Annotated in this window: 14 protein-coding genes; all 14 read left to right on the forward strand. The window is 54.4% G+C overall.

The window, feature by feature from the left end; all coding sequences use genetic code 11:
• The 14 genes from plsY (at position 1) to MUB23_RS13500 (ending at position 13,319) form a co-directional block, all read left to right on the forward strand.
• A complete protein-coding gene (plsY, locus tag MUB23_RS13440) occupies positions 1 to 648 on the forward strand; it encodes a glycerol-3-phosphate 1-O-acyltransferase PlsY (RefSeq protein WP_244801107.1) in 648 nt (215 codons plus the stop codon).
• A gap of 3 nt (positions 649 to 651) precedes the next feature.
• Positions 652 to 1,659 carry an NAD(P)H-dependent glycerol-3-phosphate dehydrogenase gene (locus MUB23_RS13445; RefSeq protein ID WP_244801108.1) on the forward strand — a complete coding sequence of 336 codons (1,008 nt, stop codon included), beginning with the start codon at positions 652 to 654 and terminating at the stop codon, positions 1,657 to 1,659.
• 20 nt (positions 1,660 to 1,679) lie between these two features.
• Complete coding sequence (locus MUB23_RS13450) at positions 1,680 to 4,028, forward strand: ABC transporter substrate-binding protein (RefSeq protein ID WP_244801109.1); 2,349 nt, start codon at positions 1,680 to 1,682, stop codon at positions 4,026 to 4,028.
• 15 nt (positions 4,029 to 4,043) lie between these two features.
• Positions 4,044 to 4,463, forward strand: a complete 420-nt coding sequence (locus tag MUB23_RS13455; protein ID WP_244801110.1) for a hypothetical protein — start codon at positions 4,044 to 4,046, stop codon at positions 4,461 to 4,463.
• Between the two features lie 13 nt (positions 4,464 to 4,476).
• Positions 4,477 to 6,060 carry a ClC family H(+)/Cl(-) exchange transporter gene (locus MUB23_RS13460; RefSeq protein WP_244801111.1) on the forward strand — a complete coding sequence of 528 codons (1,584 nt, stop codon included), beginning with the start codon at positions 4,477 to 4,479 and terminating at the stop codon, positions 6,058 to 6,060.
• 110 nt (positions 6,061 to 6,170) lie between these two features.
• The gene (spoIVA, locus tag MUB23_RS13465; protein ID WP_244801112.1) at positions 6,171 to 7,646 is read left to right on the forward strand and encodes a stage IV sporulation protein A; all 1,476 of its coding nucleotides are present in this window, start codon (positions 6,171 to 6,173) and stop codon (positions 7,644 to 7,646) included.
• A gap of 286 nt (positions 7,647 to 7,932) precedes the next feature.
• Complete coding sequence (locus MUB23_RS13470) at positions 7,933 to 8,811, forward strand: YitT family protein (RefSeq protein WP_244801113.1); 879 nt, start codon at positions 7,933 to 7,935, stop codon at positions 8,809 to 8,811.
• Between the two features lie 62 nt (positions 8,812 to 8,873).
• Entirely contained in the window at positions 8,874 to 9,581 is a 708-nt protein-coding gene (deoD, locus tag MUB23_RS13475) for a purine-nucleoside phosphorylase (RefSeq protein ID WP_244801114.1), read from the forward strand.
• A gap of 12 nt (positions 9,582 to 9,593) precedes the next feature.
• On the forward strand, positions 9,594 to 10,070 hold the full coding sequence (gene rnhA / locus MUB23_RS13480; protein ID WP_244801115.1) for a ribonuclease HI: 477 nt from the start codon (positions 9,594 to 9,596) through the stop codon (positions 10,068 to 10,070).
• Between the two features lie 16 nt (positions 10,071 to 10,086).
• On the forward strand, positions 10,087 to 10,755 hold the full coding sequence (locus MUB23_RS13485; protein WP_244801116.1) for an HAD family hydrolase: 669 nt from the start codon (positions 10,087 to 10,089) through the stop codon (positions 10,753 to 10,755).
• 25 nt (positions 10,756 to 10,780) lie between these two features.
• Positions 10,781 to 11,356, forward strand: coding sequence for a hydrolase (locus tag MUB23_RS13490; RefSeq protein ID WP_244801117.1), 576 nt, complete (start codon positions 10,781 to 10,783; stop codon positions 11,354 to 11,356).
• A gap of 251 nt (positions 11,357 to 11,607) precedes the next feature.
• Entirely contained in the window at positions 11,608 to 11,688 is an 81-nt protein-coding gene (locus MUB23_RS20145; protein WP_442874115.1) for a VOC family protein, read from the forward strand.
• Positions 11,685 to 12,653 (forward strand): helix-turn-helix transcriptional regulator, encoded by a 969-nt coding sequence (locus MUB23_RS13495; protein ID WP_244801118.1) that lies wholly within the window; start codon positions 11,685 to 11,687, stop codon positions 12,651 to 12,653. The genes MUB23_RS20145 and MUB23_RS13495 overlap by 4 nt, the downstream gene beginning before the upstream one ends.
• On the forward strand, positions 12,654 to 13,319 hold the full coding sequence (locus tag MUB23_RS13500; protein ID WP_244801119.1) for a GyrI-like domain-containing protein: 666 nt from the start codon (positions 12,654 to 12,656) through the stop codon (positions 13,317 to 13,319).
• Positions 13,320 to 13,516 lie beyond the last annotated feature (197 nt).

Here is a 13,516-nt window from a genome sequence, read left to right on the forward strand (position 1 = left end):
ATGGAACGGATTCTTTGTCTGGCGATCGGCTATGTCTGCGGATTGTTTCAGACCGGCTATTTGTATGGAAAGATGAATGGGATCGATATCCGTCAGCACGGCAGTGGGAATTCCGGCACGACCAATGCCCTTCGGGTGTTGGGGAAAAAAGCCGGAGCCATTGTCTTTCTGGGGGATGTTTTGAAGGTCGTGGTGGCAATGTTGATCGCCCATTATGTTTTGGGCGGAGGCCCCCTGCACGAGGGGAAAAGTCTATTATGGATGCTCTACGCCGGATTTGGCGCGGTGTTGGGCCACAATTATCCCTTTTACCTGAACTTTAAAGGCGGCAAGGGGATTGCGGTCACGGCCGGAGTGATCCTGATGCTGGACTGGCGGATCACGCTGGTCTGTTTGGTCGCTTTCGTGGGAGTGGTTCTGGTGACCCGTTACGTCTCAGCCGGATCATTGACCGTGGTCACCCTGTTCTTTCTGCTCTGGGTGATCCTGGGGCAGACGGGGAATTTAGGGCTATTGCCGGAATATTTGACGGAATCGTATCTTGTTGTGTTTCTCTGGGCGGCTTTGGCCTTCTGGCGTCACCGGGCAAACCTGGTGCGGCTGATCCATGGAACAGAAAATAAATTTGGATCGAAAAAAAAGGAGTAAGTTATGGCAAAAATCAGCGTATTTGGTGCAGGCACCTGGGGCCTTGGGATTGCGATTCTGCTACATAACAACGGTCATCAGGTGACGGTCTGGTCGGCGGTTCCGGCGGAGCTTGATTCGCTTCGGACTACGAGAGAGCAAAAAAATCTTCCCGGAGTAAAAATGCCGGAGGGAATTCGGTTTACCGGAGATCTGGCGGAAGCTACGGCGGACGCGGATCTGATGGTGATGGCGGTGGCATCCGTCTACACCCGCGCCACGGCAAAACGGCTGAAACCCTATATCAAAGAAGGCCAGATTATCATCAATGTGGCAAAAGGCATTGAAGAAGTAACCCTGGCGACCTTGAGCGATCAGATTGAGGAAGAAATTCCCCAGGCGGATGTGGCAGTGCTGTCGGGTCCGAGCCATGCCGAGGAGGTGAGCCGCGGGCTTCCCACCACCTGCGTGGCGGGCGCAAAAACGCAGAAGACCGCGGAAACGATCCAGAATATATTCATGAGCCCGGTATTCCGAGTCTATACCAGCCCGGACGTCCTGGGAATCGAACTGGGAGGCGCGTTGAAAAATGTCATTGCCCTGGCGGCAGGCATAGCCGACGGCCTCGGCTATGGCGACAATACGAAGGCGGCTTTGATCACCCGCGGAATGGCGGAGATCGCCCGTCTGGGCACTGTGATGGGAGCCAAGGTAGAAACGCTTTACGGCCTCTCCGGAATCGGGGATCTGATTGTGACCTGCGCCAGCATGCACAGCCGGAACCGCCGGGCCGGCATTTTGATGGGAAAGGGCTACACGATGGAAGAAGCCATGAAGGAAGTCAAGATGGTGGTGGAAGGCGTTTATTCGGCAAAGGCAGCCAGGGCGCTGGCTGAAAAATACCAGGTGACGATGCCGATTGTCGATCAGGTCAACCAGATTTTATTTGAAGGGAAGCCGGCTGCACAGGCAGTGGAAGATCTGATGCTCCGGGATAAGAGGATCGAGCATCCGAGCCTGCCCTGGGCTTAGGTTACGAAAGGAGTTTTTTTATGAAGTTACGAAAGACGGCGGCCTGGCTGATGGCGATCGGCATGTGCGCGGGTCTTCTGGCCGGCTGTAAAGAAGATACTGGGGAGGCGGGCGGAACGGTTTCCGCTACCGAGGCCCCGCAGACGGAGACGGTGACGACGGCTGCCCCGGAGACTACCACGGCGGCGGTCCCGGTGGAAGATCAGACGCTGATCATTGGTTCCGGGGAATTCGGCCAGATGTTTTTGCCCCTATTTGCCTCCGCGGAAGGCGATCAGACCGTGGTAGACCTGACACAGGCGAAGCTTTTGACTTTGGCCAGAGACGGTTCCGTGATAAATGCCGCCGCTGCCGGAGCTACTTTGAATTATCAGGGGAAGGACTATACTTATACCGGCCTGGCGGATATCTCTCAGGCCTATGACGAGGCATCCAATGTCACAACCTACACGGTAAAACTGAAAGACGGGGTCACCTTTTCCGATGGAACGCCTATGACGGCGGACGATATTGTTTTTACCTATTATGTGCTCTGCGACGCTGCCTATGACGGCGGCCTGGCGATAAAAAATCAGGGCATTTTAGGCGTGGAGGCCTACCAGAAGAATAACTCGGCCGCACCGGGCGTATCGGTCGCGGACGAGGAGATTTCCGCAGCGCTGGAAGCGCCCAGTGAAGAACTGAAAAATGCGATCATCGAGAAGATTACCCGCCCGGTGCTCCAGGAGGAGCGGACCTGGTGCGAGGCCAACTGGGAAAAGTACAAAGACCGAGGCTACGGCGAATCGGCGGAAGCATTTTTTATTACCCTTTACACGGCGTCGGTCGACGGCGCTTATAGCGCGGAGGGCAAGAGCTTTGACGATATCGTGAATGATACCATCAACCTGTATGGGATGAACTATACCCATCTGGCGAAAAACTACCAGGGCGACCCGACGTATTTTGACGGGCAGGTCCACGAGATCACTTACAATCTGCTGCTGAATGGAAAAATGCAGGCAGCAGGCGGAACCGAGGTTCCGAATATCGAAGGAATCCGAAAGGTGGACGCCTCCACCGTCACCATCGCGGTATCCGGCTTTGACAATCAGAAGATCTACCGGCTGTTTGACGTGCCGGTTTTATCTCTTGCTTACTACGGAGACGCGGCTAACTATAATTATGAGGCCAATCAATTCGGACTGGCCCGCGGGGATCTGTCCGCGGTTAAAGCGAAATCCGCTGCTCCGATGGGAGCCGGGCCGTACCGTCTGGTGAAATTTGAAAATAATACGGCGTATCTGGAAGCCAATCCGTCCTACTATAAAGGGGCGCCTGCCACGAAGTATGTGCAGGTGCAAAACGTAGCCGAGGATATCCGCGCGGCTTCGGTAGTACAGGGAAAGATCGATTTGGCGGATTCCAGCTTGACCTCCTCCACCTTGACGCAGGCGGGAGCGGGAGAGACCTGGGAGGCCGTTTTATCCGGCGTTCCTTACTACACTTATATCGGGATCAATGCCTCGACGGTCAAAGTGGGGGAAGATCTCGACTCAGAGGCGAGCGTTGCCCTGCGGAACGCATTTGCCGTTCTGTTTGCGGCAAACCGGACGGAAATCTGCGGAACCTATCTGGGGGAGGCGGCGAAGATTTTGCAGTACCCGGCCCTGAACGGTTCCTGGACGGCTCTTTCCGAGGGCCAGGAAGGATGGCAGGAAGCCTATTCTGTAAAGCCGGACAGTACGCCTGTCTTCACGGCCGATATGAATCCGGAGGCCAGGTCTGCGGCAGCCGTCGAGGCCGCCAAAGAATATTTGAAGCTGGCTGGATTTACCTATGACGAAACGGCAGGGACCTTCACAGCAGCTCCGGAAGGGGCGAAACTTTCTTACCGGGTCTTGGTTCCGCCTTATTACGCCGGAGACAATCAGATGACCGCCCTGTTGAACCGGACCAACGAGCTCTTAAGCCAGATGGGCATGAGCCTTGAGATCGCCTCCCTGGACGATGCGGATGATTTTAATAATCAGATGGCGTCCGGAGCCCAGGAAATCTGGTGCGCCGAGAGAGTCGTGGCGAACGATCCGGATCTCTATGCCAGCTATCACAGCGGAAACGGGCAGAATTATTACGGCGCCCACGGGGAGATTGACAATCTGGTTACGGAATCTCAACGGCCCGGCGATCTGGCAGCAAGGCAAGGCATCTACCGTCAGTGTTACGGAGAGGTGCTCCGGTTAGGGCTGGAAGTCCCTTATTACCAGCGTCAAAGCGCAACATTCTTTAATATCACGAAGGTGGCGGCCGGTTCTTATGCCGGCGCGTATACCACGGCCTACGATTGGATGGATGAGGTTCATTTGATCTCGCTGAAACCGCAGGCGTAAGGAGCAATCACGGAGATGGAGGAAAAACAGCCAAATCATTCGGAAACGGAAATCCTGACATTGATGAAGGAGATTCGGAACAGTCATGAGGAGGAGGTGCAGCTGCTGAAAAAGCAGCTGTGCCACTCCCGCATTGTGAACTGGGTCAGTCTGACCGTATTGGTCTGCGTGCTGGGCGCGATGCTGTTTGCGGCCTTTCAGCTGGGGCCTGCGGTGGAAAATACCGTGGCCAGCCTGGAGGTCGTGACCAGGGAGCTGGCGGAAGCGGATCTTCCAAAGATGTTGAAGGATGTCGATTCGTTGGTGCAGCAGGGAGGACAAAGCATCACCGAGGCGATGGATAAACTGAATCAGGTGGATTTTGATACGTTGAATGGGGCGATCGAGCATCTGAACAGTGTTTTGAAGCCGTTTGCGGATTTCTTTGGCCGGTAAAAGGGATGGGAAAATGAAAAAGGATAAGCATGTGAGCACGCTGAAGCAGCTGGAGCAGAAACGAACGGACAGCCTGCTGTATGTGTTCTATGGTCTGTTGGTCGGCCTTTTGGCCGGCCTGGTTGCGATTTTGTACCGGTTTCTTTTGGGGAAAGCGGAGGATATCCTGTTTTTCGTGGTCAGCTGGATTCAGGACGCCCCTTTGCATATTCTGATTTGGTTTCTTCTTTTAATCCCCCTGGGGCTGATCGTCGGACTGATCGCAAAATGGGAGCCCATGTCGGCGGGCAGCGGTATCCCGCAGGTGTCCGGAGAAGTGCGCGGTCATCTGGATCCGGTTTGGTGGAGAGTGCTGATCGCAAAGATTTCCGGGGGCGCGCTGGCCATTTTGGGCGGCCTCTCCCTGGGGCGGGAGGGCCCTTCGATTCAGCTGGGCGCCATGGCGGCCAAAGGATTGTCGAGAGGGCTCAAGCTGGATGTGACAAAAGAACGCCATCTGATCTCCTGCGGAGCCGGAGCCGGGCTGGCCGCCGCCTTCAACGCCCCCCTTGCCGGGATTATGTTCGTGCTGGAGGAGATTCACCGCACCTTTGACCGGAGGGTGCTGGCGGTGGGAATCGTGGCCGCTGTTGTGGCAGACTATATGTCCAAGCTGGTTTTCGGGCAGGACACGGTTTTTTCCTATGAAAGCCCGATCATGAACCTGAAAAATTACTGGCTGCTTCTGGTCCTTGGCATCATTTTGGGACTTGCCGGCGTGCTTTATAACGTGATCATGGCCAAAGGTCAGGAGCTCTTCGGCCGTATGAAAAAGATTCCGCAGCCGGTGAAAGTGATGATCCCTTTTCTGCTTGCCGGCGTGCTGGCCGTGTTTTTGCCTCAGGTTCTCGGCGGCGGCCACGCCATGGTGGAGCTTTTGATGTCGGACGCGCCGCCCGGACTTTCCATGCTGATCGTACTTCTTCTGGTCAAGTTTGTCTTCTCCGTCGTCAGCTTTGGTTCCGGAGCTCCGGGGGGAATCTTTTTCCCGCTTTTGATTCTGGGTTCCTATATCGGCGCGATTTTCGGGAGCATTGTGATTCCGCTTCTGGGACTGCCGGGTGACCGGATGCACAAATTCATCATTCTGGCGATGGCCGGAATCTTTGCCTCCATCGTCCGGGCGCCGATCACCGGGATTGTGCTCATTGCCGAGATGACAGGCAGCATGACCAGCCTGATTGACATCGTGGTGGTCAGCATCACGTCCTATCTGGTGGCGAACCTTTTGGGGAATCCCCCGATTTATACGACGCTGCTGGAACGGATCCTGGAAAAACAAAAGGAGCCGCCCGACGTGGAGGAAGGGGCGGAGAAACTTTTGACTTCCTATATTGTGCCGGTGGGAAGCCCGGTGGAAGGCAAATTGATCAAAGAAATTTCCTGGCATAAGAACTGCCTCGTCGCTTCGGTGATCCGGGAGGGCCGTACCCTGACGCCCAAAGGGGACACGGCGATTGAGACCGGAGATGAACTGCTGATTCTGATCGCTCAGCCGACATTTGCTGACGACAGCGCCTATATCGACCGGCTGGTGTACGGCGACAGCGAAGAGTGATCCGGGTCAGGGAAACCGCATCACAAAATTTTCCATGGAAAAAAGAAAAAATGGCATAGACAGACCCCCTCGCGTATATATTTATACCAGTATATACGAGGGGGTTTTGTATGGACAGTTTTCACGTTTATAAAGATATACAGGCTCGGACCGGCGGCGAAATCTACATCGGAGTGGTCGGGCCGGTGCGGACGGGGAAGTCCACATTTATCAAGCGGTTTATGGAATTGCTGGTGCTGCCTTCCATGGAAGACGAACCGGAACGGGAGAGGACCAGGGATCAGATGCCGCAGAGCGCGGCTGGCCGCACCATCATGACGACCGAGCCGAAATTCATCCCGAAGGATGGGGCGGCCGTCAAGATCGGCGGGGAAATCCAGGCCAAAGTGCGCCTGATCGACTGCGTCGGCTACATGGCAGAAGGCGCGGCCGGGCATGAGGAAAACGGCGAGGAGCGCATGGTCAGAACGCCTTGGTTTGAGTATGAGATTCCGTTTACCAAGGCGGCTGAAATCGGAACCAGAAAGGTCATCGCCGACCATTCGACCATCGGCATTGTGGTGACCACCGACGGTTCCTTTGGAGATCTTCCGAGGGATGCTTATCTGAATGCCGAGGAGAAAACCGTTCGGGAATTAAAGGAGTTGGGGAAGCCTTTCGTGGTGCTGCTCAATTCCTCCAAACCGTTCTCGGAGGAGACCGCCACCATGGCGTCCGCCATGGAAGGAAAATACGGGGTTCCGGTACTTCCGGTCAGCTGTGAACAGCTGAAGGCCGAGGATGTGAAAAAAATCCTGGAAGCCGTCCTCTTAGAGTTCCCGGTGGCCATGCTGGCGTTTCATATCCCGAAATGGATGGAGCTGCTGCCGATTTCCCATTCCCTTAAACAGAAGGTGACCGGCTACTGCCGTCAGATTCTGGATCAGGTGACGGAGATGCGGGATGTGGCCGGATCCTGCCCGGAATTATCCGACGAGGATATCCTCGGCATTTCCGTGAAGGACGTATCCATGGCAGACGGCAGCGTACACTATGAAGTGAAGGCCGAGGAAGGCTGTTATTACCGGATCTTAAGCGAATTTGCCGGTATTCCCATCGATGGGGAGCAGCAGTTGATCCGCACCTTAAAGGATCTTTCCGGAAAGCGGGAAGAATTCGACCGGCTCCAGGGCGCGATGGAAGAGGTACGCTATAAAGGCTATGGAATTGTGATTCCAGGGCGCAGCGAGATCAAGCTGGAGGAACCGGAGATCGTCAAGCAGGGCAATAAATTCGGCGTGCGGATGCGGGCGTCCGCGCCGTCCATCCATATGATCCAGGCGGAGATCCAGACGGAGATTTCTCCTCTCGTCGGAAGCGAGGAACAGGCGGGCGATCTGGTCCAGTACATAAAAGATGCGGAAAATCAGAGTGAAGAGGGGATTTGGGATACCAATATCTTCGGAAAGTCCATCGGGCAGATCGTCGGTGACGGAATTCAGTCAAAGACCTCCGGCATGAGCGAAGACTGCCAGCAAAAATTGCAAAAAGCGCTCCAAAAGATTGTCAATACCAACAGCAACGGTATGATCTGCATTGTGCTGTGATAAGTGGCAGTCCAGGCGAATCATTTGCCGGAAAAAGAAGCCGCGGTCAGGATTCAAACTGTCCGCAGCTTCTTTTTGCCGCCTGCCGGCAATCCCCGGCGCAGGTGATCCGCTTAAGAGGATTTTTAGCCGCGAATCTTTTTTACGCCGGGTTGACATCGGAGCAAGGCATACCTATAATGAAGACAGGCCGCCGAAACGGATGGCGGCAAGGTTCGAAGGATGGGTTGCCGGCGTTAGCTGAGACCGGAATTCTTTCCAAAAAAGACGAAGGAGAGAAAGAAACATGAAGCTGATGAGCACGAAAAACTGGGCCTGGATGGTGATCGGGACCTTGCTCTATGTCGGGGGAATTAACCTGTTCATTGTGCCTTATGGATTTTACACCGGAGGCCTGATGGGCGTCAGCCAGTTGATTCGTACCTTGGTGATCGACGTGTTCCATATTCCCTTTGGCAGCTTTGACTTTGCTGGTATTATTCTTTATTTATTCAATATTCCGATCTATGTTCTGGCCTATCGAAGCATCGGCCGGCGTTTCTTTTTCAGCAGCCTGATCTGTACGACGCTGATGACCGTGCTGTTCTCCGTGGTGCCGATTCCAACCGCTTCGCTCTTTGGCGAGGACGCTTTGGCTTCCTGTATCATCGGAGGATACCTTTCCGGCTACGGCGTCGGCCTGGTGCTCCGCGCCGGCACGTCGGCAGGCGGCTCTGAAATGATCGGTCTGATGGTGATCCGGAAGAAGACGGATTTCAGCGTTGGGCAGATTAATCTGGGGATCAATCTGATTGTATATCTGTGCTGCCTGTTCTTCTTTGATATTAAGGTCGTGCTCTACTCCATTATCGCAGCTGTCGCCAGTTCCCTTGCGATCGATAAGATCCACACGCAGAACATCGATGTGGAAGTGCATGTGATCACGAAGAGCTTCAAAAAGGAAATGAAGGACGAAATCATGCGGACCATGGGCCGCGGCATCACGGTGATGCCGGCGGAGGGTGCTTACACCGGAAAGAAAGCCGAAGTGCTCTATATTTTAATCTCCAAATATGAAGTCAATCAGCTCCACCAGATCGTGTCCCGCTACGATCCGGAGGCCTTTTTCGTGGTCAACGAGCGGGTACAAATTCATGGGAATTACAGAAAAAAGCTGGACGGCTGAATGTTGTTGAACCTGCCGTCCGCTTATGGTAAACTGGTTAGGATAAGCAAAGGAGGATATCAATGGCTACACCAACCCCTCATAATGCTGCCTCTTCCGGCAGCATTGCAAAAACCGTGCTGATGCCGGGCGATCCGCTCCGGGCAAAGTTTATTGCAGAGACTTACCTGGAAAATCCCGTGCAGTTCAACACGGTCCGCAACATGTTCGGCTATACCGGCACATATCAGGGAACGCCGGTCTCCGTCATGGGAAGCGGCATGGGAATGCCGTCCATCGGCATTTATTCTTACGAACTCTATCATTTTTACGGCGTTGACAATATCATCCGCATCGGCTCCGCCGGAGGGCTCTCAGATACCGTCAAGCTGCGGGATGTGGTGATCGGCATGGGCGCCTGCACCAATTCCAACTATGCGGCCCAGTACCATCTGCCGGGGACATTCGCCCCGATTGCCGACTACGGTCTTCTTAGGAAAGCTGTGGATGCGGCCGAGGCCCAGGGCACCCATGTGGTGGTGGGAAATATCCTTTCCTCCGACACCTTTTACACGGCGGACGATGGCTTCAATGATGCGTGGAAGCGGATGGGCGTCACCTGCATTGAGATGGAAGCCGCCGCGCTCTACATGAATGCGGCCTACGCTGGAAAAAAAGCTCTCTGTATCCTGACAATCTCCGATCACCTCTACACCGGGGAGTCCTTATCCGCCGAGGAGCGTCAGACCACGTTCCGGGAGATGATGGAAATTGCCCTGGCCCTGGCTTAAGGAGAAACATTGATGTATGTAAAAATATTTACCGACGGGGCTGCCAGGGGAAATCCTGACGGCCCCGGCGGTTATGGCGCGGTCATTCAGTACACCAATGCGGCCGGTCAGATGTTTGAAAGAGAGCTCTCCGGAGGATATGTCCGGACCACCAATAACCGGATGGAGCTGATGGCTGCAATCGCAGCCCTGGAGGCCCTGAACCGTCCCTGCTCCATCGACTTGTACTCCGATTCTTCGTATCTTGTCAATGCGTTTAACAAGCACTGGATCGATGGCTGGAAAAAAGCCAACTGGAGAAGGGGCCGGAACAATGAAGTAAAAAATATTGATCTCTGGGAACGGCTTTTAGCCGCGGCGGCCCCTCACCGGATTACCTGGAACTGGGTGAAGGGACACGCGGGACATCCGGAGAATGAACGGTGCGACCGATTGGCCACCGGAGCCGCCGACCATGGGCCGCTTCAGGTGGATCCCGGCGTATTATGACAGGAGGATTCATTCGATGAAACGAGCCGTAATCTTTGATTTGGACGGGACGCTTTTAAACTCTCTGGAAGATCTGGCCGCCGCAGCCAATTTTGCGCTGAGGAACCGGAATTTTCCAGAACGCACAGTGGAAGAGGTGCGGCGTTTTATCGGAAACGGCGTGCCGCTTTTGATTAAGCGGGCGGTTCCCGCCGGTACGCCTGCGGAAGTGGAGGCCGCCTGCCTGGCGGACTTCCGGGCCTATTATTCCGCGCATATGCTGGATCGGACGGTCCCTTATCCCGGCATCCCCGCTCTGCTGGAACATCTGAAGGAGCAGGGATATCGCCTGGCCGTAGTCTCCAATAAATTTGAGACGGCGGTTCAGGCCTTGTGCCGCCATGCGTTCGGCACGCTTTTCCATGAGGCAATCGGAGACCGGGAAGGCTATCGGAAAAAGCCGGCCCCGGACAATCTGCTGCGCTGTATGGAGCGGTTAGGGGTAAGCCGGGAAGAAGTTCTCTATATCGGGGATTCCCCCACCGACATCGAAACGGCCGGGAATGCGGGGGTAGACTTTATCGGCGTCCTCTGGGGATTCCGCGACGAGGCCGAGATGCGCGGGCACACAAAGGCGCCGCTGGCCCGGACGGCGGAGGAGCTGGAATCTTTGATTCAGGCAGCCGATCAAAATAAAAAAAGCTAAAAAAGAAAAAAATACAGGAGGAACCATGAAGACAAGCATGACCAGGGAGCAGGCATGGGATCTGCTCACGAAATACAACAAGGATGAATTTCATTTAAAGCACGCCCAGGTAGTGGAAGCCGTGATGCGTTACTGGGCGGAGGATATGGGATATGACGAGGCTGAGGTGGATTTCTGGGGTATCGTCGGCCTGCTCCATGACCTGGATTTTGAGATGTATCCGGACGAGCACTGCGTAAAGTCCCAGGAAATCATGAGAGAAGCAGGCGTGGACGAAGAGATCATCCACGCGACCGCCTGCCACGGCTATGGCCTGACCGTGGACATCAAGCCGGAACATCCGATGGAGAAAGTGCTTTTCGCCGTGGACGAGCTGACCGGCCTGATCGGGGCTGTGGCCATCATGCGGCCTTCCAAGAGCATGATGGATCTGGAGGTAAAATCCGTCAAGAAGAAATTCAAGACGCCCAGTTTTGCGGCCGGCTGTTCCCGTGAGGTGATCACCAAGGGGGTAGAGATGATGGGAGCCACGCTGGAGGATGTGATCCAGAAAACCATCCTGGCGCTCAGGCAGCTGGAGCAGGAAAAGGGAATCGTATAAAAATGCGGAAACAAGTGGTGCAGGAAGGCCTGGAAATCAGGAAATACTTTCCTGCGCCTTTTTATTTCAACCATGACAGACTAGTGTCGTGTTCCCTGTGATACAAATAGATTACCGCGGTAACCGGAACGGCTGAATCAAATAAAACACCAGAATCCGGATAGCCCGTCCTGATCACAGCGGCATAGACAGGTTGAATACGCAGGCAAACCGAATGCAATCCCGCCTGATAGGAAAAATGGAGGTAAGACATGAAAACGAAGAATCCACTCTTTGTAGTGAGGGACATGGAGAAGGCGAAAACCTTTTACCGGGAAGTGCTGGGCCAATGAAAATTGACCGTCTGATCGGGATCTTATCGATCCTGCTCCAGAAAGAGAAAGTGACCGCCCCCTATCTGGCAGATAAGTTTGAGGTATCCCGGCGGACCATCAATCGGGATATCGAGGCTCTCTGTAAGGCCGGGATTCCGATTGTCACCTCCCAGGGGCAAAACGGAGGGATCTGGATTATGGAAGGCTACCGGGTCGACCGGACCTTGCTAACGTCCTCGGAGTTACAGGCAATCCTGGCCGGACTGAAAAGCCTGGACAGCGTCAGCGGGACCAACCGGTACCAGCAGCTGATGGAAAAACTGTCGGCCGGAACCTCCTCAACGCTCTCCCCCGGCGGGCATATTTTGATCGACCTGTCTTCCTGGTATAAAGATTCCCTGGCCCCTAAAATCGCACAGATTCAAGAAGCCATCGAAGCGCGCAGGAAAATCCGGTTTTTTTATGTCTCCCCCCAGGGCCAGGGCGAACGGCAGATCGAGCCTTATCTGCTGGTTTTCCAGTGGACCTCCTGGTATGTCTGGGGCTACTGCGACGCCAGGCAGGACTACCGGCTGTTTAAGCTAAACCGGATTTTAGACCTGGAAAAAACCAGTGAAACCTATGAGATGCGGGAGGTTCCGGTTCCGGATTTTACAAGCGAGAGGATTTTCCCCACCAATCTGGACGTTACGATCTTGTTTGAATCACAGGCAAAATGGCGGCTGATCGAAGAATTCGGCGTCGACAGCTTTAAAGAGCAGCCAGATGGAAAATTGCTGTTCCATTTTGGTTTTACGGACCGGGAAAATCTGTTTAGCTGGCTTCTTGGCTTTGGCAATCAGGCGGAACTCCTGGAACCTAGCTGCCTGAGAGCGGAATTGAAAGCCCTTGTGGAGCAGGTTGGGGCGAAGTACCGGGAGGATGGAAGCGAAGAAGACAAAGAAGAGCAGGAGAGGAACGAATACGGAGAGAGGGGAGAATAAATGGAAGAAAAAAAGTGTGTGAAGCGGGATTTTAAGAAAGAAGACCGGGCGCTCTATCAGCCGGGGACGGAACCTAGGATCCTGGATGTTCCGGATCTGCTGTTTTTGATGGTGGATGGAACCGGGGATCCCAACACCAGCGCTGCCTACCAGGAGGCGATTGAAATGCTCTACGGCCTGTCTTATGAAATCAAGATGAGTCCGAAAAAAGGGGCTGCGCCCCAAGGATACTATGACTACGTCGTCCCTCCTTTGGAAGGCCTGTGGACAACAGAAGAAGCACCCCAGGATGACCATATTTTGAATAAAAGCCAGTTTTCCTGGACCTCCCTGATCCGGCAGCCGGAATTTGTGACGCGAAAGGTACTGGATGCGGCCAAGGAGAGATTGGACAAGAAAAAGCCGGAGCTGGATCTGTCAAAAGTCCGCCTGGAGCAGTATCGGGAGGGCCTCTGCTGCCAGGCTCTGCATATCGGCTCCTTTGACAGCGAGTCGGACACCATCCGGCAAATCGACCGGTATCTGACGGAGGCTGGGTATGAAGCCGACATCAAAGGGGAACGCCGTCACCATGAAATCTATTTGACGGATGCCAGAAAGACGGAACCGGCCAAGAAGAAAACCGTGATCCGAATCCCGATCCGCCGATCCGCCGGATCCCGGTAATCCGTGGATCCCTTCTGGATCCTTCCCGCCTAATCTTCCAGCCGGAAGCAGAGTAATTGACTTTTTTCCTTATCTTTACTATACTGACACCAGAATGCCATCCCAGTCAAACGCGGCCGTGCCAGATTTTTACCTTAAAGGTCCGGCGCGGATGTACAGGGGACGAAAGCGTCAGGAAGAAAAAGAAAGGAAGGAAA

It is taken from the genome of Cuneatibacter sp. NSJ-177 (genome assembly GCF_022867805.1).
Taxonomy (GTDB): Bacteria; Bacillota; Clostridia; order Lachnospirales; family Lachnospiraceae; genus Pseudolachnospira.